Source organism: Synechococcus sp. GFB01 (assembly GCF_001039265.1).
Lineage (GTDB): Bacteria > Cyanobacteriota > Cyanobacteriia > PCC-6307 > Cyanobiaceae > NIES-981.
This window is the reverse complement of sequence record NZ_LFEK01000012.1, coordinates 1-19001: the sequence shown is the minus strand read 5'-3', so window position 1 is coordinate 19001 and position 19001 is coordinate 1. Positions and strand designations below refer to the sequence as shown.

The following is a 19001-nucleotide window of genomic DNA, read 5'->3' as shown; positions in this document are numbered from 1 at the left end:
GAGGATGGGAATGCCAGGACCNAGATTTGAACTGGGGACACGGCGATTTTCAGTCGCCTGCTCTACCAACTGAGCTATCCCGGCGCGTCGCTCCGGCGACCCGAGGATCCTAGATCACGGCCCAGCCAGGGGAGTGCGGCCCAGGCAAGCCATCCCCGCCACCCGCCAGCCGGCGGCCTGCAGGGCTGCGGCTGCGGCGATGGCGGTCGCGCCTGTGGTGAGGATGTCGTCCACAAGGAGCAGCGTCGGCCTTGGTCCCGATCGGCCGGCCGTGGGGGGGTCGGCGCGGAAGGCGCCGGCCTGGTTGGCCCAGCGCAGCTCCCGTCCCAGGTGGTGCTGCCCGAGCACCGGACGGCTGCGATGCAGCCCCCCGCTGACGCGCCAGCCGAGCTGTCTGGCCAGCAGCCGGCCCAGCAGCGGCGGCAGCGGATTGCCGCGTTGCTTCCAGCTGGGTATCGGAACCAGCAGCGGCCGCGTGGCGCGCCCGGCGAAATCCCGCCGCAGCCCCGCCACCAGGCCTGGGGTCAGCTCTGCCATGGCCCGTGGGTCAGGACTGCGGCGCAGCCGCAGGAGCCGGCAGCGCAGCTCGCCGGCATAGCTGCCGGCGGCCCACCAGGGCAGAGGGTCGGGATCGCTGAGGCCTTCCCCGGAAAGCTCCGGGCAGAGGCCGTTCGCTGGGCTGGCAGCCAGCAACCAGTCGAGGGCCAGACCATCGGCCAGAGCCCTGCGAAGGGCAGGGGCGAACACCGCCAACACCGACACACCCGCGCGAGGCCGTTGCCAGGGTTCCCACGGCGCTGCGCCGGGGTCTCGGCCGCTCTTGGTGAGGGCTCGGTGAGGCTCAGCCGGGCAGGGCCCGCAGCATCGCCACAAGGGTGCGGTGGGCGTCTTCGCTGTCGCTGAGGTGGTGATCGAAGCGGATCAGCAGCGATGTGCCATCCACCTCCAACTCCATCGCCTCGGGTGTCACGGCCACCATGCGGGCCTGCCCTGCCTCGGCGATGCCGCCGTAGTGGCGGGCGTAGGCCAGCACCGCTTCGGCGTGGTCGCTGTTCATGTGTCTGCAGATGCGGTCGCTCACGGCGGCGGTGAGGGGGTCGGCGGCCATGGCGGACAACGCGGCTGTTGCAGATTCTGGAGCCGGGGCGTCAGCCGGCGCGACCCGCTGCCAGAGCAGCAGGCCGAGGCGGATGGCGCTGAACCCCACGTAGCCAGCCAGCACCACGAAGAGGGCGATGGCCAGCCAGTCGCGCAGTTTCGTCATGGCGGGGGCAGGGCGGATGCCGCCAGTCTGGCCATTCCCAGGGCCGCGCTCAGCCCCGGCCGGTTGAGCACCGGCAGGCTCAGCAGCCGCTGTCGGATGGCGCGCCACTGGGGGTTGCGGGCACCGCCACCGATCGTGATCAGCCGCCGGATCGGGGGGGCTCCCAGCCGCTCCAGCTGTGCCCAGCCGGCAGCCTCATGGCGGGCCAGCCCCTCCAGGAGAGCCTGAAGAAAACGTGCATCGCTCACCGGCCGGGGGCCCAGAATCGGTTCAAGGTCGGGATCATCGATCGGGAAACGCTCGCCTCGGCCCGGCAGCGGCCGCAACTGCAGGCCACTGGGCTGGCTGGGATCGATCTGACGGCTCAGCTCTGCGAGCTGGTCGTCGCTGAAGAACTGCCGCAGCACCCCGGCCCCGGCATTGGCGGCACCACCCACCAGCCAGCGACCGCCGATCCGGTGGCTGCTCACGCCAGGGCCGCGGAGGGGCGCGGGGCTCCATTGCTTGAGCACAAGGGTGGTGCCGAGCACCGTCACCCCGTCACCGGGCCGTGGATCGGCGGCCAGCACCCCCGCATTGGCATCGGTGCTGCCCGCCACGACCCGGCAGCCAGCCGGCAGGCCGAGCATGGCGGCGGCCGCAGCGGTGAGCCTGCCCAGGATGGTGCCGCTGGCCGCGATCCGGGGCAGGCCTGCAGCCCAGGGCTGAGCGGTGATCCCGCCGAGCCAGCGTTGGCTGGATGGATCCCAGCCCAGCCGCAGGTTGTTGCCCTCCTCCCCCCAGCTCCAGTCGCCCAGCAGCCAGCCCATCAGCCAGTCGGCCTGGTGGCGCAGCAGCCACGGGCCCGTTTCACCGGCCTGGTCGGCGGCCTCCAGCAGATGCAGAGCCCGGGCCAGGCTGCCGCTGCCGCCGGCTGCGGGCCCGCAGCCGGCGATGCTGTGGGCCTGCACGGCCTGCTCCGGGTAGGCCTGGTGGTAGGGCAGGGCCCGGCCCAGGAGGCCATCAGGCCGCGACCCATCCTGCCGGCAGAGCAGCAGGGTGCCCGAGGTGCCGTCGAGAGCGAGGGCGGCGATGCTCTGGCGAAGCTCGCCTGGCAGCCGGGAGACCAGGCCGATCAGGCCCTCCTGCCAGCCGGCTGGGTCGTTGAACGGGCGCGGGTATGGACTGACCGACTCGGCGAGCCGCTCGCCGCAGCGCGCAACCACGGCAAGCCGTAGGCCACTGCTGCCCAGATCCACACCCAGAGCCAGAGGACCTGCCGGTGGCATGGTGGTCGCGGCGAGGTGTCTCCTCCCGCCTGCCGATCAGACAGCCAGACGGTCTGCCGTGGCCTGTTTCAGGCTGGCCGCGATCGCGGCCACGTCTTCCCAGGGCAGATTCAGGTCACTGCGCCCGAAGTGGCCGTAGGCGGCCACGTCCTGGTAGAAGCGGCCGCCGCGCTGCTGGGGCAGCTGACGCAGGCCGAAGGTTTCGATGATCGCGCCGGGGCGCAGGTCGAAATGCTCCTGCACCAGGGCGGTGAGATCGGCGTTGCTGATCGCGCCGGTGCCGAAGCTCTCCACCAGGATGCTCACAGGCTTGGCCACACCGATGGCATAGCTGAGCTGCACCTCGGCCTTGCGGGCCAGGCCGGCGGCCACCAGGGCCTTGGCCACATAGCGGGCCGCGTAGCGGCGGAGCGATCCACCTTGGTGGGGTCCTTGCCGGAGAAGGCACCGCCGCCATGGCGGGCGTAGCCTCCGTAGGTGTCCACGATGATCTTGCGTCCGGTGAGACCGGCGTCGCCCTGGGGCCCGCCCACCACGAATTTGCCGGTGGGATTCACCAGGAAGCGGGTGCTGCTCCTGGCGGGCTTGAGGCTGAGATCTGCGGTGGCTGGCTCCACCACATGCTCCCAGAGGTCGGTGGCGATGCGCTCGCGCAGAGCCTTCTCCTCGGCGATGCCATCGATCTCGGCGGTGTGCTGGGTGGAGATCAGGATCGTGTCGATCGCCACGGGCTGGTCGTTCTCGTAGACGACGCTCACCTGGGTTTTGCCGTCAGGCAGGAGATAGCCCAGCGTGCCGCTGTGACGCACCTCGGCCAGCCGGCGTGCCAGCCGGTGGGCCAGGCTGATCGGCAGCGGCATCAGCTCCGGGGTTTCGTCGCAGGCGTAGCCGAACATGATCCCCTGATCACCGGCACCCACCCGATCGAGCGGATCGCCGGCGTGGTCGTCGGCCTCATCCACCCCCTGGGCGATGTCGGGCGACTGCTGATCGAGGGCCACCAGCACCGCGCAGCTGTTGGCATCGAAGCCGCCGGCCCTGGCGCCGCTGTAGCCGATCCGCTCGATCACGCCGCGCACCAGGGTGTTGAAGTCGACCCGGGCGTTGGTGGTGACCTCACCGGTGATCAGGCAGAGGCCGGTGTTCACCACGGTCTCGCAGGCCACTCGGGAGGCCGGATCCTGGGCCAGCAGGGCGTCGAGCACCGCATCGCTCACCTGATCACAGATCTTGTCGGGATGGCCCTCGGTCACCGACTCGGAGGTGAACACGTAACGGCTGGCCATGGACGGCTCCAGAGGCGTTGGGGNCNACCTTATCGGCAGGGTCCCGGGGGCTGCGCTCTGTCCCGAGCTGTCCGGTCGGGATTGCAGGATGGCCTTGCTGATCTCAGTGGTGGAGTGCCAACTCGCTCCAGTGCTGCAGCTGGGGNAAGCTGGCGTCCAATGGCGGTCGACGCCTCCAGGCGGCCGTGTAGCCCAGCACCGCCGCCACCCCGGCCGCCCGGGCCATGCGCAGATCGCTGTTGGCATCCCCGATCAGGNCGCATTCGCAGGNCTGCACCCCCAGCTCCCGGCAGAGGGCATGCACGGCCTGGGGATCCGGCTTCCGTGGGGTGTGATCGGCGCTCCAGCAGGCCCGGAAGTGCCGGGCGATGCCCTGGCCGTTGAGGAACGACGCGATTCCGGCCATGTCGTCGTTGCTGATCACCGCGCACAGCAGACCGGCTGCGGTGAGCTGCTCCACCAGTTCATGCAATCCCTCGGTGGCTTTCGGCCTGTGGCTGCTGTCAATGCCATGCAGCCCATCGGTGCGGGCGAACACAGCCTCGCTGAGGGCCAGGGCTTCCGGCCAGCCCAGCCCTACCTGGGCCAGCGCGGTGGCGGTGGAGATCAGGTTGTGGTGTCGGCTGGCCACGGCAGTGGTGCCAGCCGGATCCACCCCGTCTGCTGCCAGTCCATAGGCCCGTCTGAGCAGGTCATCGAGCTCCGCGAGCAGCCTCGGCCCCAGTTCGGGGTGCCGTTCGCCGAGCATCCGCTGGCAATGAAAAACCCTGGCCTCCGCCAGGGCATGAAGCATGGGCTCACTGATCGAAAGGGTGCCGTCCTTGTCGAAGAGCACCGCCCGGATCGGTTGATCGGGAGCCCCGATCGGCAGACCCCGCAGCAGAAACCGCGCCACCTGAGCCCGTTCAGTCGAGAGTCACTCCCATGGGCTCAGTGTCCTCGGCCTGCTCGAGGAGCATCTGCTTGTAGCGCGCCGCCATCTCCTCGGCGCGGTCGAACACCTTCTGCGGATCGGTGAGCATGTCGCCCGGCTCCGGCTCGAGCGCNTTGGTGGAGAGGGAGATCCTGCCACGCTCGGCATCGAGGTCGATGATCATCACCTTCATCTGGTCATTCACATTGAGCACCGTGTGGGGTGTCTCGATATGTTCGTGACTGATCTCGGAGATGTGCAGCAGGCCACTCACCCCGCCGATGTCGATGAAGGCGCCATAGGGCTTGATGCCGCGAACGGTGCCCAGCACCACCTCGCCCACCTCGAGCCGATTCATCTTCCGCTCCACCAGGNCGCGGCGGTGGCTGAGCACCAGACGGTTGCGCTCCTCATCCACCTCGAGGAATTTCAGCGGCAGGAAGTCGGCCACCAACTCCTCCTTGGCCTTGCGCGTGCTGATGTGACTGCCGGGAATGAAGCCGCGCAGTCCCTCCACTCGTACCAGGGCGCCGCCACGGTTGGTGGCAAAGACTTCGCTGTAGATCGTGGCGTCCTCCTTCTGCAGCTGACGCACGCGCTCCCAGGCACGCTGGTATTCGATGCGGCGGATCGAGAGGGAGAGCTGTCCGTCCTCGTTCTCCTCACTCATGATGAAGAACTCACGGATCTCGCCGGGCTGAAGCACATCGCTCAGCCCCTCGACCCGGTTGATCGACACCTCCTGGAGCGGCATGAAGGCGGCGGTCTTGGCCCCGATGTCGATCATGGCGCCCTTCGATTCGAGGGCGAACACGGTGCCATTGACGACGTCGCCGGGCTTGAAGTTGTAGTCGTACTTGCTCAGCAGGGAGGCGAACTCATCGAGCGTGAAGCCGACACCGTCGGCATCGCCGGAGCGCGGGCGACTGCTGGGATCGTCGGCCGTGGGGACCTCTTCCGGTATGGCGAGGTCGAGATCGGCGGCCGCTTCAGCGGCGAGATCCAGGTCGGCCTCGGTGGTGCTGATGTCGGAAGGGGTTACGGTCATGGAGGATCTGGCGGCCTGCTGACAGCAGGGCGATGGGAAGGTCGTGGCTGCCCGCCAGCAGCGCAGACCAAACACAGATCCTACCAACGCAGGGCGACCCAGGAACTGGATGACCGGATTGTTCAGCTGATCGCAGCTAGCTCAGGCCGGGGCTGCTGTTCTCCCTTCTGGTGCCTGTTCAGCCGCTCAAGGGTGGCCACGAAGTCGCTGATTCCCTGGAACTGGCGGTACACGGAGGCGAAGCGCACATAGGCCACTTCGCTCAGGCCGCTGAGGTGCTGGAGCACGAGCTCGCCGATCTCGGTGCTGCTCACCTCGCGGCCGCTGCGCTGCTGGAGCTGCAGCTCGATTNCATCCACCAGGCACTCCAGTCGGGCGGGGTCCAGTCCGGTCTTCTCGCAGGCCCTCAGCAGGCCGTGCAGCAGCTTGGAGCGATTGAAGGTTTCCCGGTTGCCGTTGCGCTTCACCACCGTGATCGGAACGGTCTCCACCCGCTCGTAGGTGGTGAAGCGGAATTCACAGTTGAGGCACTCGCGACGGCGACGCACACTGCGGCCTCCGTCGGCAGCCCTGGATTCGAGCACCCGGCTATCCGTGTGTTGACAGGAGGGGCATTGCATGCCCGCGGATCCGGGTGAACTTTTTGAAGTGTAGAGAGCCGTTTGGCTGTTGAGAACCCCTGTGCGGCAGTGCGGGGCCATGAAAAAGGCCCCCGCATTGAAGGCGGGGGCCCCAGGCATCGATCGATCAGCTCACTTGCCGATTTTCGGGGGATCGCGGAAGGCGATGGCGAAGAAGAGGGTGGCGATCGCNAGCGTGAGGATCAGGATGTAGGCAAAGCTCTCCATGGGATCTCCTCCGGATCAGCTGAGTGTGGAGCCGGCCGGCGGCACGTAGCCGGGAGGCAGGCGGCGGGTTGACCGGTCTCCCAGTTTCTGGAAGAGGCCGAATTCCACCTGCTCACCCAGGTCGGNATCGATCCNGGCGAACACATCGCGGTACAGGGTGCGGGCCCCGTGCCAGATGTGGCCGAAGAAGAAGAGCAGGGCGAAGGTGGCATGACCGAAGGTGAACCAGCCGCGGGGTGAGCTGCGGAAGGTGCCGTCGGAATGGTAGGTCTCCCGATCGAATTCGAACGCTTCACCGAGCTGGGCCTTGCGGGCCAGACGCTTCACGTCGGCAGGATCGCTGAAGCTTTGACCGCTGAGAGCACCGCCATAGACGGTGGCGGTCACACCCTGCTGCTCGAAGGAGTACTTCGCCTCGGCCCGGCGGAAGGGGATGTCGGCGCGCACGATGCCGTCCTGGTCTGCGAGAACCACGGGGAAGTTCTCGAAGAAGTTGGGAAGGCGCCGGACCTCGAGCTCACGGCCCTCCCTGTCGGTGAAGGAGATGTGCCCCAGCCATCCGGTGGGCAGACCATCGCCGTTGACCATGGGACCCACCCGGAACAGACCACCCTTGGCGGGACTGTTGCCCACGTAGTCGTAAAAGGCGAGTTTCTCGGGAATCGATGCCCAGGCCTGTTCCCTGGTGGCGCCGTTGTCGAGCGCGGTCTGGACGCGACGGTTGATCTCGGTCTTGAAGTAGCTCTGATCCCACTGATAGCGGGTGGGCCCGAACAGCTCCACGGGAGTGGCCGCAGCGCCGTACCACATGGTGCCCGCCACGACGAAGGCGGCGAAGAACACCGCAGCGATTGCCGAGGCGAGCACGGTTTCGATGTTTCCCATCCGCAGGGCCTTGTAGAGACGCTCGGGCGGACGGGTGGTGATGTGGAAGATGCCGGCGATGATGCCGACGATGCCGGCGGCAATGTGGTGAGCCACGATGCCGCCAGGATTGAAGGGATTGAATCCTTCGGGGCCCCAGGCCGGCTGTACGGGTTCGAGGTGACCGGTAAGGCCGTAGGGATCGCTCACCCACATGCCGGGGCCGAACACCCCGGTGAGATGGAAGGCACCGAAGCCGAAGCAGCCCAGGCCGGCGAGCAGCAGGTGAATGCCGAAGATCTTGGGAAGATCGAGCGCAGGTTCACCGGTGCGGGGGTCCTGCCAGATCTCGAGATCCCAGTAGGTCCAGTGCCAGATCGCAGCCAGGAAGAGCAGGCCGCTGAGAATGATGTGGGCTGCGGCGACGCCCTCGAAGCTCCAGAAGCCCGGGTCGACACCGGTCTCGCCGGTGATGCTCCAGCCGCCCCAACTGCCGGTCACACCCAGGCGGGCCATGAACGGCATCACAAACATGCCCTGGCGCCACATGGGGTTGAGCACCGGGTCGGAGGGATCGAAGATCGCAAGCTCGTAAAGCGCCATGGAGCCGGCCCAGCCGGCCACCAGGGCGGTGTGCATGAGGTGCACGGCGAGCAGACGGCCCGGGTCGTTGATCACGACCGTGTGCACCCGATACCAGGGCAATCCCATAGGGAGACGTTCCGGGGTGGGTGGGGCGATCGTANGGGTCGCGCTGCTCCCGCCGCGGCGGTGGTAACGGTCCGCAACGGGGCGGCTCAGAATGGCCACATCTGCCCGCTCCTGCCATGCCTGTGATCCGCTTCGTGCGTGAGGGGCGAGACGTGGAGTGCTACCCCGGTGAAAACCTGCGTGAAGTCGCCNTGCGGGAGGGGATTCAGCTCTACGGCCTGAAGGGAACCCTGGGCAACTGCGGCGGCTGCGGCCAGTGCATCACCTGCTTCGTGGAGATTCCGGAGGGCACCTCCCCACAGGCCCTCAGCCCCCGTACCTCGGTGGAGGAGCAGAAGCTGCGGCGCCGTCCCCAGCAGTGGCGGCTGGCCTGCCAGGCGCTCGTTCAGCAGTCGCTCCTGGTGATCAGCCGGCCTCAGATCGGTCTTGCCGATCAGGAGGCCCAGGTGGCGCGGGCCCTGGCCAGTCCGTTGCCCGCCGGCCCCACCAGCTGGCCCGAGCCGCCGGCTCGCGAGCCTGACGATGCCGAGACCGATTCCCGGCCTGACATCGATTCCCTCCCCGATCTGGAAGCGGTTCAGGAACGCGATGACGACCCCGGCCGTCCCCATCACAACGAGGGATGAAGCGGCCGGGAACCGTGCCGAATCGCGGTGATACCNTCCCAGCACCTCCCCCACAGCCATGCAGACCAACGATCTCGNCTTCGTCGCCAGCCTCCTGTTCGTTCTGGTTCCGGCCGTGTTCCTGATCGTTCTCTACATCCAGACCAGCAGCCGTCAGGGAGGTTGAGGCGCCAGCCTCAGCCCCGTCCCTCCGGTTCCCGCACCAGCAGCACCGGAGCAGGTGCGTGCACCCGGATGTAGTCGCTCACGGAGCTCCCCAGAAGACGATCCAGGTCCACCAGAGCCTTGGCCACCACAGGGCGGCGGTCCTGCGAGGCGATCACCACCAGGTCGGCCTTGCACTCCTCGGCGGCGTCGCAGACGCTCCGGGCGGTGTCGCCGGTGCGATGCATCGGCTTCATCTCGACCCCGAATCCCCGCGCTCGCTGAACGGCCTTTTCCAGCACCTCATCGGCCGGAGATCTGCCGCCGCGCGACGGTGTGATGTCCTGACGGCTGACATGCACGCCGGTGAGGCTGCCGCCGGGGATCTCGCGAACCAGTTCGCAGGCGAGCCGGATGGCGTCATCACCCACGCCGGTGCCATCCACGGTCACCATCACCCGGTTGATGCGGCGGATGTAGAGGTCGTCCCGCACCAGCAGCATCGGCCTGGTGGAGAGCTGGAACACGTACTGGCTGGCGCTGTTGCTCAGGATCGCCTGCAGTCGGTTCAGCCCGCGCGAGCCCATGATGATCAAGTCGCTGTCGAGCTCCTCGGCCACCTTCAGCACGGTCTGCTTGGCGTCGCCCTGGCGGATGATCGTGTTCACCTCGCTGGGGTTCAGTCCGAGTCGGTCCACGGCCTCGGCCACCATGGCGGCCGCTTTCTGCGAATGTTCCGCGTAACTCTCGCCGGCCTGCTCCGGCACAACGTGCAGCAGATTCATCCGGGCCTTCTTCACGNCAGGGATCTCGCGGAGCATGCGCACCATCTCCTCCACGTGGCCCTTGCCGGAATCGGCGATCAGAACGTTGCGAAACACTTGTCGGGATCGTTCAGGCGCTGAGGCAGCCTATGGCCGATTGGCTGGGCAGATGGCATCGCCCATGCAGACCGTGATCATCCACCTCGCATCGCTGCGCATTGCTGTTCCGATCATGCCGCCAGGGCAGGTGGGGCCCTGGTGAGCCTGACGTCCGGCTGGCTGCTGCAACGCCGTGTGCTTCCCCAGCACACCGACCATGCCGGCGTGATGTGGCATGGCGCCTATCTCGCCTGGTTGGAGGAGGCACGGGTGGAGGCCCTTGCGGCGGTGGGGCTGGCCTACAGCGATCTTTCGGCGCGGGGCCTGGAGCTGCCGGTGGTGAGTCTCAGCATCGACTACAGCCAGTCGTTGCTGCATGGCGAAGCCGTGCAGCTCTGGAGCCAGATCCTGCCCAGGCGGGGCCTGAGGTGGCCCTGGCGCAGTCAATTCGTGAAGGGCGATGGGATGGTGGCGGCGGAGGCCCTGGTCGAGCTGGTGCTGATTGAGCGCGGCGGCAGCGGCCGGCCTCCAAGGCCGCTGCGCCGCCCGCCGGCCGATCTGGCCGATGCGCTGGCGGCCCTGGCACGCGGCCCGGGCTAGGCTGATGGTACATCTGTACTGTCAGCCATGCTGGAGGATTCAGCGGGCGCCCCTCCCAGTCGGCGCCGCGGCGCCGGGGCTGTTGCCCGATGGAGCCGGCAGCGCCGTGCCTGGTGGCTTCTGTGGGCGGCATGCCCTGGCCTCGGCTGGGCGCTGCTCGGCCGGATCGAGGCGGGCTGTGGCGGCCTGGCGGCAGCCTGGGCGGCTCCCCTGCCCGCCCTGGCCACGCTCTTCGGGATCGGTCCGGCGCTGAGCCGGCGGATCGATGCTCATCGGCGCCACTGGGGCCCCGACCCCCTGCCGGCGTTCCTGGCCAGCTCGGGGTTTCCGCGGCGGGTGCTGGTGCCCGGCGATCCGGCTCTCCCACCGGCCGTTCACAACCTGGCTCGCCCACCCCTCGGGCTTTACTGGCACGGACATGGTGCGCTCTGGCCGCTCCTGAGCCGGCGCCAGGCGGTGGCGGTGGTGGGCACGCGCCGGGCGTCACCGCATGGCCTGGCGATGGCCGAGGCGATCGGCGCTGCGCTGGCCCAGGCGGGTTGGCCTGTGGTCAGCGGCCTGGCGGAGGGGATCGATGCCGCCGCTCACCAAGGTTGCCTCGACCGCTCGGGCCGTCCGGTGGCGGTGCTCGGCACCCCGCTGGAGCGGGTGTATCCCCGCCACCACCAGTCGCTCCAGGCCGCCGTGGGCCAGGCCGGTCTGCTGATCAGCGAACTGCCCGCCGGCACGGGGGTGCGGGCCGGCCACTTCGCGGCGCGCAATCGCTTGCAGGTGGCCCTGGCACGGGCTGTGGTGGTCGTGGAGTGCCCCCTGGGCAGCGGGGCTCTGCATTCCGCCCGGCTTGCCTGGCAGGAGCAGCTGCCGCTCTGGGTGGTGCCAGCCGACACCTCGCGCCAGTCGGCGGTGGGCAGCAACCGGTTGCTGGCTCAGGGAGCCACAGCGCTGCTCGACCCCCTCGATCTGGTGCGTCAGCTCGGCCCGGGCCCGCTGGCCCACCGCCGCCAGCAAGGCCCGGAAGAGCAAGCCGACATCGATCCACAGTTGCTGGCGGCAGTGGGGCGCGGAGCCACGCTCGAGACGCTGTGTCAGAGGCTGGAGTTGCCGGCGGCTGCCCTCGCGCAGCGGTTGCTGGCCCTGGAGCTGGCCGGGCAGGTGCGCGCTGAGTCGGGCCTCAGCTGGCGGGCCCTCTAGCCTGCCTGCATGCCACGCCCGCTTCTCTGCCGATCCAGCTTGGTGGGCGTCGAGCTGATGGCCTGGCGCCGTGAACAGCTCCGGCTCGGGGGTCGCAGCGCTGATCTCGACTGGCTGCTGGATCTGGCTGGAGGTGTGTCCTGGCAGGAGCTCCAGGCGCTCCGCCTCCAGCCTCAGCGGATCGTGCAGCTCGCTAGGCCTCTCGAGCACCTCGCAGGGCTCTGGCAGCGACACCTCCAGGGTCATGAGCCCCTGCAGTATCTGGTGGGGCGATGCCCCTGGCGGGATCTGGAGCTGCAGGTCGGGCCAGGGGTGCTGATCCCCNGTCAGGAGACCGAGTGCCTGATCGAACTGGCGCTGTCCCTGGCGCCGTCGCTGCCGCATGATCAGCACTGGGCCGACCTGGGCACAGGCTCCGGCTGTCTGGCGCTGGCGCTGGCTCAGGCTTGGCCGGTCCGCCAGGGGCTCGCCGTGGATCTCAGTGAGCCGGCCCTGGCGTTGGCCGCCGCGAATCTGCAATCGGCCGGGATGGCTGATCGCGTCGCTCTCCTGCAGGGCAGCTGGTGGGAGCCGCTGCGCCCCTGGTGGGGCGGGCTGGCTCTGGTGGTGGCCAACCCTCCCTATATCCCCACGGCTGTCTGGGCCGAGCTCGCGCCTGTCGTTCGCTGCCATGAGCCGGCTCTCGCCCTGGATGGCGGACCGGATGGCCTCGATCCCATCCGGCGGATCCTCACGGGCGCCCACCAGGCCCTCGCCCCTGGCGGCGTGCTGCTGCTGGAGCATCACCATGACCAGAGCCCCCAGGTGATGGCACTGCTGGAGGCCGCCGGTCTGCAGCAGCCCACGGCGCACCCGGATCTGGAGGGGCGTTTCCGCTTCGCCTCGGCCCTTCGCCCCCCAGCCCCGACCGTCCTGGCCTCCTCCCCCGCATGACAGCTGCTCAACCCCATCTCGAGCTGCCGGCGCACGACCTGGCCGAGCGCCTGACGAGCGGCTCGGCGGCGTTGATTCCCACCGATACCGTGCCCGCCCTGGCCTGCCTGCCGCGCCACGCCAGCCAGATCTGGACGATCAAGCGCCGTCCGCCCGACAAGCCGCTCATCCTGATGGCGGCAGACCTGGAAGCTTTCCAGCCGCTGCTGGGGGTGGCCTGGCAGCCGGCGTGGCTGGCCATGGCGGCACGCGGCTGGCCTGGCGCCGTCACCCTGGTGCTGCCAGCCCGTGGCGAGCTGGTGGACTGGCTCAATCCCGGTGGAACCACCCTCGGTCTGCGGATTCCTGCCTGCGAACAGGCCCGGACTCTGCTGCGTCTGTCAGGCCCCTGGCCACGACCAGCGCCAATCGATCCGCCGAGCCCCCGGCCACCACCGCCGCCGAGGCTGCCGCGATCTTCCCGGACCTGCCCCTGCTGGCGCCGCTCCCCTGGCCTGAGGGCAGCGGCCAGGCCAGCACCGTGCTGGCCTGGCAGGCCTCCGGGGGTTGGCAGCTGCTGCGGGCCGGTGCTTTCCTGCCCCCGGAGCTGCAGGTTTCGTGATGGCGGCCCTGGGTCTGCTGCTGCTGATCACGAGCGCTCTCTGCCACTGGCTGCTGGAGCCGCTGCTGGCCATCGGAACCGCCCTGGTCAACCTGAACGCTCTGCCCTGGCTGGCTCTGGCCGTTGGGGTGTGGCTGCTGGCCGGCCGGCCGCTGTCCGATTCCTGAGCCGCTTCTCAGNCCGCGAGCCCAGAGCGGGCCGGGTGCCTCGCCTCTGCACCTGTCGGCAGGCTGCCGGAATCGCGGTCTAATGTCGGCAGCAGTGACAGCAGCAGTGCAGCACTGCTTCGCACGTGGACGGTTCTGCGCAGCAGTGTGCTCAACGTTCGTCGGCTTGCCTCAGCCGCGATCCGCTCCCATGAGCGGTCGCTTGCGACCTGCCTGGAGGCATCACCGCCTCCGCCGGCTCTGGCTTGGCCTGATCAGTGCTCCCCAGTTCAGCGCGGGGATGGTGCTGGGCCAGACGCTGCCGCCCCAGCCTGTCCCCCCCCCCCCGGTGAGCGAGTGCGTACGGCGCTATGGCTACACCGGCTGTGCCGCCCGTCTGTATGCCCAGGTGCTGTGCGAGATCGTGGGCTCCAGTGTTGACCTCCATGCCACCCAGCAGCAGCTTCAGCAGCGCTTCACCGAGGAGCAGATCAATTTCAAGGGGATCGCTGTGGAGCAGGTGGAGGCGGCGGCGGTTCGTTATTACGTGCCCCAGCTGTGCCCTGCCAAGAAGGCCGCCATCTGGAGTCTGATGCTGCCTGGTGAAGCCGGCTAACGGATTTGAACCGATGGCCTTCGCTTTACAAAAGCGCTGCTCTACCGCTGAGCTAAGCCGGCTGGCCCGCTGATGCTATCGCTCTCCCAGGGCCCAGAGCAGCAGCTGGATGCGGTTGGCGCTGCCGGTCTTGGCGAGCAGATTGGAGATGTGGCTCTCCACGGTTCGGGGACTCAGCACAAGCGAGGCCGCGATGCCCTTGTTGCTGTGGCCCCTGCACAGCTCAGCCAGCACACGCTGCTCGGCTGATGTGAGGGCCTCCACGGGGGGCTGGCCGGAGGCTGAGGCCATGGCGAGGGAAGGCAACTGCCGCCAGGGTTCCCACGCGGTGCCCGATTGGGGCCTAGGGCTCAGGAGCGCAGACGTGCAGCGATCTGCTGATCCGTGCTGCCAACGCCGGTTCGGACGTCGTCGAGTCCCGGTCGGGGGAGGGCCCGTCGGATCGGCAGGTTGGCCACCAGCGCGGTGACCCGGTCTTCGGTTTCCAGGCTCACATCGCCCTCATCGAGATCGATTTCCACGTAGCGGCTCACCACTTCCAGGATCTCCCGCCGCATCTGTTCGAGCAGTTCGGGGTTGAGATCGCTGCGGTCGTGCGCCAGCACCAGCACCAGCTGCAGCCGCTCCCTCGCGGTTGTGGCACTGGCTGGCTGCCGGCCCAGCAGCCGATTGATCATCTCGCGCAGGGTCATGGCCTCAGAAGATCTTGGTTTGGATCAGCCGGCCGATCCTGGCTCTCAGCCCCTGCCGCTCGGCGCTCGGGTCGTTCAGGGGGACCTCCTCGCCCAGGAGCCGTCGCGCCACGTTCATGTAGGCGCGGGCCGCCGGGGAGCCATTGCCGTTGAGGGTGAGCGGCTCTCCCCTGTTGGTGCTCACGATCACCTGCTCATCCTCCACAACGAGACCCAGCAGCGGCAGCGCGAGAATCTCGGTGACATCGTTCACCGCCAGCATCTCCTGATTGGCCATCATCTTCGGCCGCACCCGGTTGAGCACAAGCTGAATGGGCTTGACCCCNTCGCTGTTGAGCAACCCGATCACCCGGTCGCGTCGCGCACCGCCGAGACCTCGGGTGTCGTGACCACGATCGCTTCCCGGGCCGCGGCCATGGCGTTGCGGAATCCCCCCTCGATGCCCGCCGGAGCATCGATCAGGACATAGTCGAACTGCTCGCCCACCATCGCGACGATCCTGCGCATGTCGTCGGGGGTGAGCCACTCGAGCATGCGGGGATTGCCCGCCGGCAGCAGGGCCAGGTTGGGCTCCTGCTTGTGCTTCACCAGGGCCTGCTCGAGGCGGCAGCTACCGGCGAGCACCTCCTGGGCGGTGTACACGATCCGGTTCTCGAGGCCCAGCAGCAGGTCGAGGTTGCGCAGGCCGAAATCGGCATCGAGCACGGCGGTGCGGGCCCCAAGCCTGGCCAGGGCGATGCCCAGGTTGGCAGTGAGGGTGGTCTTGCCGACCCCCCCCTTGCCTGAGCAGATCAGGATCGTGCGTGCGGGCGCGGCTGTCACGGCGGCAGCTGGGGTCGGGGCAGGCTAAGGCCAAATCGCCGGCAGAACCCGATCAGGCTGACAATCCCTCATGGCTTCCGGATTCAGCGCTGACCGGCCAGCCCGCCGGCGCCAGCTCGATCCGGATCGTGTCATCTTCCAGCCTGGCCTGCTCCGCCAGGCCCGCCGGGGGAAGGTCAGTGGGCCCGCGGGCCACGATCTCAGCAATCCGAAGCTGCAGCGGCCGCAGTTGCAGCGCCACGATCCGTGCCGACCGGTCCCCCCGGCTGCCGGCGTGGGCCACACCGCGCAACTGGCCCCACACCAGCACGTGACCGGCCGCGCTGATGCGGGCTCCAGGATTGACATCCCCCAGCACCAGCAGCGAGCCCCCCACCTCGAGGTGGTCGCCGGCGCGCAGGGTGCCTTCATGAATGGTGAGGCGCCGATTCTGGCCGCGGTCATCCCGCCCAGACGGCGGCATCTGGGACTCCCAGCCCAACCCGAGAGCGGCGGCCGCCACCCGGGTGCGTGGGTTGCTCGAAGCCACGCTCACCAGATCAAACCCCGCCTCGGCGAGGGTTTCCGCCAGCTGCTGCAGCTCTGCAACCCTGAGGAAGCGTTCCCCCGCCACAAGCTGCAGCGGGCCGGCTGGGGGCAGGCTTCCCTGCAGGGTGGCATCGGCCAGCATCGCGCTCACGGCGGCCTGTGCTGGGGTCTCCCCGCCTGGCACCAGCAGGCGATGGGGCAGCCCGGCGTCCGGCCGCGCGGATTCGAGGGGGGTACTCATCGGGCTGGGCAGCTGCACCGCTGACAGTCAACCCAGCCTGGCGCGCAAGCTGTCGCTCACCTCACGGGGATGGATCAGCCAGGCCAGCTGCGTGGGCTCGGCGAGGCTGCGCACGAGGGCCGAACGCTGCTCGAGAGCCTGGAGCTGGCGGCCATCCCACAGGCGAAGGCCGCCCTTGTAGGGCTGATAGCCATGGCTCTGGCGCTGCTGCAGGCCGCAGCAGCGTTCCGGATCCAGGCCGGCGGCCGCAGTCAGCGACCGGGCCAGGGCCAGCAGCTCGAGTCGCTGGCCGGGGTCGAGGTGGCTCACGTCGATGGCCCGGGGGAGCCGCCGCTCCAGCAGGCGGCGACACGGTTCTGCCAGCTCCGGCGGCCCATCCTCGGCCCAGCGCTGCAGGTGATAGCCCGTGCGCAGATCGTCGTTGGCGAGGAAGGCCGGTAGATCCAGCGCCTCGATCTGCCAGAGCCAGCGGGTCATCACGGCATCGGCCCAGACCCGCTCCGGTCCCAGTTGCCGTGCCGTGCGCACCGCCTGGCAGAGCAGCCAGTTGCACACCACGTTGAGCCGGTGGTTGTACACGCTGCGGTACATCAGGTTGCGCACCACCAGGTAGTGCTCCACCGCCATCAGTCCCTTGGGGTGGATGGCCAGACTGCNGTCCGGGGCCAGGCAGAGGGCCGCCAGGATCCGCTGCAGATCGAGGCTGCCGTAGCTGGTGCCGGTGCTGTAGCTGTCGCGCAGCAGGTAGTCGAGCCGGTCGCAGTCGAGCTGGCTGCTCACCAGGGCCTTGATGGCGCCATGGCGGCAGCGGCCATGCTCCAGTAGGTCGGCCACGGCGGCGGCTGTGCCGGAGGCATAGGCCTCCAGCCGATCCCGCAGGGCCGGGTGCTCCCGGATCAACCGGCCTGACCAGGCTTCATGCTGCAGCCCGAACATCTCCTCGCCGGTGTGGCTGAACGGGGCGTGGCCGAGATCGTGCAGCAGGGCAGCGGCCCAGCACACGCCGCGATGCTCGGCCAGCTCGGGCGCTGTGTCTCCAGTTGCGCCAGCGCCCGGAGGGCCAGGTGCAGCACGCCCAGGGAATGGGTGAAACGGCTCGACTCGGCGCCGTGGAAGGTGAGGAAGGCTGGACCCAGCTGGCGGATCCGCCGCAGCCGCTGAANGGGCGCGGTGTCGATCAGATCGATCGCCAGGGCTTCGGCTGGGTGACCGCGTTCCAGCCGGATCGCGCCATGCAGCGGATCGTGGTAGGTACGGCCGCCCATGTCAGCCGGCGGGACCATTGGGCAACCGCGAGGCTTGCTGCTGCTCGATCTGCTGCATCAGCAGCCTGCCGGCCTGGTCCAGCCAGATGTCGCCCTCGCCGCCGGGGTTGAGCGGCTCCGGCAGGGACAGTTCGACATCAGGGTCGAGTCCCTGCCCCTGGATCGCCCGGCCATTGGGGGTCACGTAGCGCGCCACCGTGACGGCCAGGCCGCTGTTGTCGCCGAGGGAGATCAGGGTCTGGATCAGGCCCTTGCCGAAACTGCGGCTGCCCACCAGCCGGCTGCGGCCATCGTCCTGGAGGGCTCCCGCCAGGATCTCGCTGGCGCTGGCGGTACCACCGTTGATCAGCGTGAGCAGCGGGCCGCTGTAGAGACTGCNGGGGTTCGACTGCTGCGGTGCGCTGATCCCTTCGCGGCCCTCCGTTTCCACCACAGGCCGGGCATCGAGCAGTTGGTCGGCCACGGCCAGACCGGCGCTCACCAGGCCGCCGGAGTTGTTGCGCAGGTCGAGAATCAGCCCCTCGATGCCCTGGTCGGTCAGGTCAGCGAGGGCCTCCTTCACCCCCGCCGGCACCGGTTCGGCGAACTGGGTGATGCGCAGATAGCCCAGGGTGTGTTCCCCGGTTCGCAGCCGCCGGCTGCGAACCGGCCGCAGGTCCACCTGGCGTCGCTCCAGCTCCAGCTCACGCACCCGGTCGGCAGCTCTCACGGTCACCAGCACCCGGCTGCCGCTGCTGCCGCGCAGGGCCGCGGCGGTCTGCTCCAGCCCCAGCTCCGCCGTGGATCGCCCGTTCACGGTGAGCAGCTCGGTGCCGGAAGCGATGCCGGCCTCCGCGGCCGGAGACCCATCGAGGGGAGCGATCACCACGATTGCCTGGTCGTCCGACCTGAGCCCCAGCTGCAGGCCCACGCCGCTCACCGTGCCCTCGGTGCTGGAGCGCAGGGCGGCGTAATCGGCCGGCCTCAGCAGCCGGGTGTAGGGATCGTTGAGAGGCGCCAGCATCGCCTCGATGGCGTCGTAGGCGTCGGCCGAGCTTTCGATCGGACGCTCCAGCGCCTTCTGGCGCAGGCGCTTCCAGTGCACCGCTTCGAAGCGCGCCGGGTCGACGTAGCTCTGATTGACCAGCCGCCAGGCCTCCACCACCAGCTGCTGGGCATCGTTGAGGGCCGCTGCGGGCGCGGACACCGCCAGCAGCGACAGGCCTGCCAGCAGCAGGGCAAGCAGCCGTATTGCAAACGGTTGAGGAGGCCGGTGGGATGGGCGCTGGGCGCTCACGGGGGCTTCGAGGCAGTGCGTAGACTCTCGCAACCCAATCACCCAGCTGCATGGCCAACACTCCTGCTGGAAGCCCCGGGGGGTCCTCCAACCCCGTCTACGACTGGTTCGAGGAGCGTCTTGAGATCCAGGCCATCGCCGATGACATCTCGGCCAAGTATGTGCCCCCCTCACGTCAATATTWGGTTCGGCACCAGGTCGGCGCGGCGCGATACTGGTTTTCCACATCGGCCATTTCGCTTGGCATTTTCTTCC

At 68.8% G+C, this 19001-nt stretch carries 20 protein-coding genes, 2 tRNA genes and 5 pseudogenes; 9 read left to right on the top strand and 18 right to left on the bottom strand.

Going from position 1 to position 19001, the window contains the following annotated elements:
* Positions 1–11: 11 nt before the first annotated feature.
* The 10 genes and pseudogenes from SYNGFB01_RS02445 to psbB all read right to left on the bottom strand — a co-directional run bounded on the left by SYNGFB01_RS02445 (position 12) and on the right by psbB (position 8202).
* Positions 12–84: transfer RNA gene (locus tag SYNGFB01_RS02445), tRNA-Phe, on the bottom strand.
* Positions 85–114: 30 nt separating this feature from the next.
* Positions 115–747 (bottom strand): ComF family protein, encoded by a 633-nt coding sequence (locus SYNGFB01_RS02440; protein ID WP_235299874.1) that lies wholly within the window; start codon positions 745–747, stop codon positions 115–117.
* 94 nt (positions 748–841) lie between these two features.
* Positions 842–1108 carry a DUF2470 domain-containing protein gene (locus SYNGFB01_RS02435; protein ID WP_048016807.1) on the bottom strand — a complete coding sequence of 89 codons (267 nt, stop codon included), beginning with the start codon at positions 1106–1108 and terminating at the stop codon, positions 842–844.
* A 152-nt stretch (positions 1109–1260) separates the two neighbouring features.
* Positions 1261–2532, bottom strand: a complete 1272-nt coding sequence (locus SYNGFB01_RS02430) for an FGGY-family carbohydrate kinase (RefSeq protein WP_048016780.1) — start codon at positions 2530–2532, stop codon at positions 1261–1263.
* Between the two features lie 36 nt (positions 2533–2568).
* Positions 2569–3818 (bottom strand): annotated as a pseudogene (gene metK, locus SYNGFB01_RS02425) (methionine adenosyltransferase).
* A gap of 103 nt (positions 3819–3921) precedes the next feature.
* Positions 3922–4713 (bottom strand): HAD family hydrolase, encoded by a 792-nt coding sequence (locus SYNGFB01_RS02420; protein WP_048016779.1) that lies wholly within the window; start codon positions 4711–4713, stop codon positions 3922–3924.
* Positions 4714–4723: 10 nt separating this feature from the next.
* Positions 4724–5779: a 30S ribosomal protein S1 gene (locus SYNGFB01_RS02415; RefSeq protein WP_048016778.1), complete on the bottom strand. Its 1056-nt coding sequence runs from the start codon at positions 5777–5779 to the stop codon at positions 4724–4726.
* Between the two features lie 122 nt (positions 5780–5901).
* Positions 5902–6399, bottom strand: a complete 498-nt coding sequence (gene nrdR / locus SYNGFB01_RS02410) for a transcriptional regulator NrdR (RefSeq protein ID WP_048016777.1) — start codon at positions 6397–6399, stop codon at positions 5902–5904.
* Positions 6400–6531: 132 nt separating this feature from the next.
* Positions 6532–6627, bottom strand: a complete 96-nt coding sequence (locus SYNGFB01_RS02405) for a photosystem II reaction center protein T (RefSeq protein ID WP_006042122.1) — start codon at positions 6625–6627, stop codon at positions 6532–6534.
* 15 nt (positions 6628–6642) lie between these two features.
* On the bottom strand, positions 6643–8202 hold the full coding sequence (gene psbB / locus SYNGFB01_RS02400) for a photosystem II chlorophyll-binding protein CP47 (RefSeq protein WP_048016776.1): 1560 nt from the start codon (positions 8200–8202) through the stop codon (positions 6643–6645).
* 116 nt (positions 8203–8318) lie between these two features.
* Between psbB and SYNGFB01_RS02395 the strand changes: the two genes are divergently transcribed.
* Positions 8319–8828, top strand: coding sequence for a 2Fe-2S iron-sulfur cluster-binding protein (locus SYNGFB01_RS02395; protein ID WP_048016775.1), 510 nt, complete (start codon positions 8319–8321; stop codon positions 8826–8828).
* Positions 8829–8886: 58 nt separating this feature from the next.
* The gene (gene psbM / locus SYNGFB01_RS02390; RefSeq protein WP_048016774.1) at positions 8887–8994 is read left to right on the top strand and encodes a photosystem II reaction center protein PsbM; all 108 of its coding nucleotides are present in this window, start codon (positions 8887–8889) and stop codon (positions 8992–8994) included.
* Positions 8995–9004: 10 nt separating this feature from the next.
* On the opposite strand, the gene SYNGFB01_RS02385 is transcribed toward psbM, so the two are convergent.
* On the bottom strand, positions 9005–9853 hold the full coding sequence (locus SYNGFB01_RS02385; RefSeq protein ID WP_048016773.1) for a universal stress protein: 849 nt from the start codon (positions 9851–9853) through the stop codon (positions 9005–9007).
* 141 nt (positions 9854–9994) lie between these two features.
* Here SYNGFB01_RS02385 and SYNGFB01_RS02380 point away from each other — a divergent pair, with 141 nt between their 5' ends.
* The 6 genes and pseudogenes from SYNGFB01_RS02380 (at position 9995) to SYNGFB01_RS12860 (ending at position 13922) form a co-directional block, all read left to right on the top strand.
* Positions 9995–10435: an acyl-CoA thioesterase gene (locus SYNGFB01_RS02380; RefSeq protein ID WP_235299873.1), complete on the top strand. Its 441-nt coding sequence runs from the start codon at positions 9995–9997 to the stop codon at positions 10433–10435.
* 27 nt (positions 10436–10462) lie between these two features.
* Entirely contained in the window at positions 10463–11626 is a 1164-nt protein-coding gene (locus SYNGFB01_RS02375; RefSeq protein WP_082325814.1) for a DNA-processing protein DprA, read from the top strand.
* A gap of 42 nt (positions 11627–11668) precedes the next feature.
* Positions 11669–12559: a peptide chain release factor N(5)-glutamine methyltransferase gene (gene prmC, locus SYNGFB01_RS02370; protein WP_369795461.1), complete on the top strand. Its 891-nt coding sequence runs from the start codon at positions 11669–11671 to the stop codon at positions 12557–12559.
* A pseudogene (locus tag SYNGFB01_RS16110) lies at positions 12556–12882 on the top strand (L-threonylcarbamoyladenylate synthase); the annotation flags it as partial. The gene prmC and the pseudogene SYNGFB01_RS16110, both read left to right, overlap by 4 nt.
* 277 nt (positions 12883–13159) lie before the next feature.
* Positions 13160–13327, top strand: coding sequence for a hypothetical protein (locus tag SYNGFB01_RS14770; protein WP_200900038.1), 168 nt, complete (start codon positions 13160–13162; stop codon positions 13325–13327).
* 328 nt (positions 13328–13655) lie between these two features.
* Positions 13656–13922 (top strand): hypothetical protein, encoded by a 267-nt coding sequence (locus tag SYNGFB01_RS12860; protein ID WP_152669473.1) that lies wholly within the window; start codon positions 13656–13658, stop codon positions 13920–13922.
* Here SYNGFB01_RS12860 and SYNGFB01_RS02355 read toward each other — a convergent pair.
* The 7 genes and pseudogenes from SYNGFB01_RS02355 to ctpZ form a co-directional block, all read right to left on the bottom strand.
* Positions 13913–13984: transfer RNA gene (locus SYNGFB01_RS02355), tRNA-Thr, on the bottom strand. The genes SYNGFB01_RS12860 and SYNGFB01_RS02355 overlap by 10 nt on opposite strands.
* A 13-nt stretch (positions 13985–13997) precedes the next feature.
* Positions 13998–14213: a response regulator transcription factor gene (locus SYNGFB01_RS02350; protein WP_048016771.1), complete on the bottom strand. Its 216-nt coding sequence runs from the start codon at positions 14211–14213 to the stop codon at positions 13998–14000.
* 59 nt (positions 14214–14272) lie between these two features.
* Positions 14273–14614, bottom strand: coding sequence for a cell division topological specificity factor MinE (gene minE / locus SYNGFB01_RS02345; RefSeq protein ID WP_048016770.1), 342 nt, complete (start codon positions 14612–14614; stop codon positions 14273–14275).
* Between the two features lie 4 nt (positions 14615–14618).
* Positions 14619–15436 (bottom strand): annotated as a pseudogene (minD, locus tag SYNGFB01_RS02340) (septum site-determining protein MinD).
* 52 nt (positions 15437–15488) lie between these two features.
* Entirely contained in the window at positions 15489–16205 is a 717-nt protein-coding gene (gene minC / locus SYNGFB01_RS02335) for a septum site-determining protein MinC (RefSeq protein WP_053068268.1), read from the bottom strand.
* 27 nt (positions 16206–16232) lie between these two features.
* Positions 16233–17470, bottom strand: a pseudogene (locus SYNGFB01_RS02330) (HD domain-containing protein).
* Position 17471: 1 nt separating this feature from the next.
* Complete coding sequence (gene ctpZ, locus SYNGFB01_RS02325) at positions 17472–18746, bottom strand: carboxyl-terminal processing protease CtpZ (protein ID WP_048016769.1); 1275 nt, start codon at positions 18744–18746, stop codon at positions 17472–17474.
* A gap of 50 nt (positions 18747–18796) precedes the next feature.
* Here ctpZ and SYNGFB01_RS15140 point away from each other — a divergent pair.
* Positions 18797–18935, top strand: a pseudogene (locus SYNGFB01_RS15140) (cytochrome b6); the annotation flags it as partial.
* Between the last annotated feature and the right edge of the window lie 66 nt (positions 18936–19001).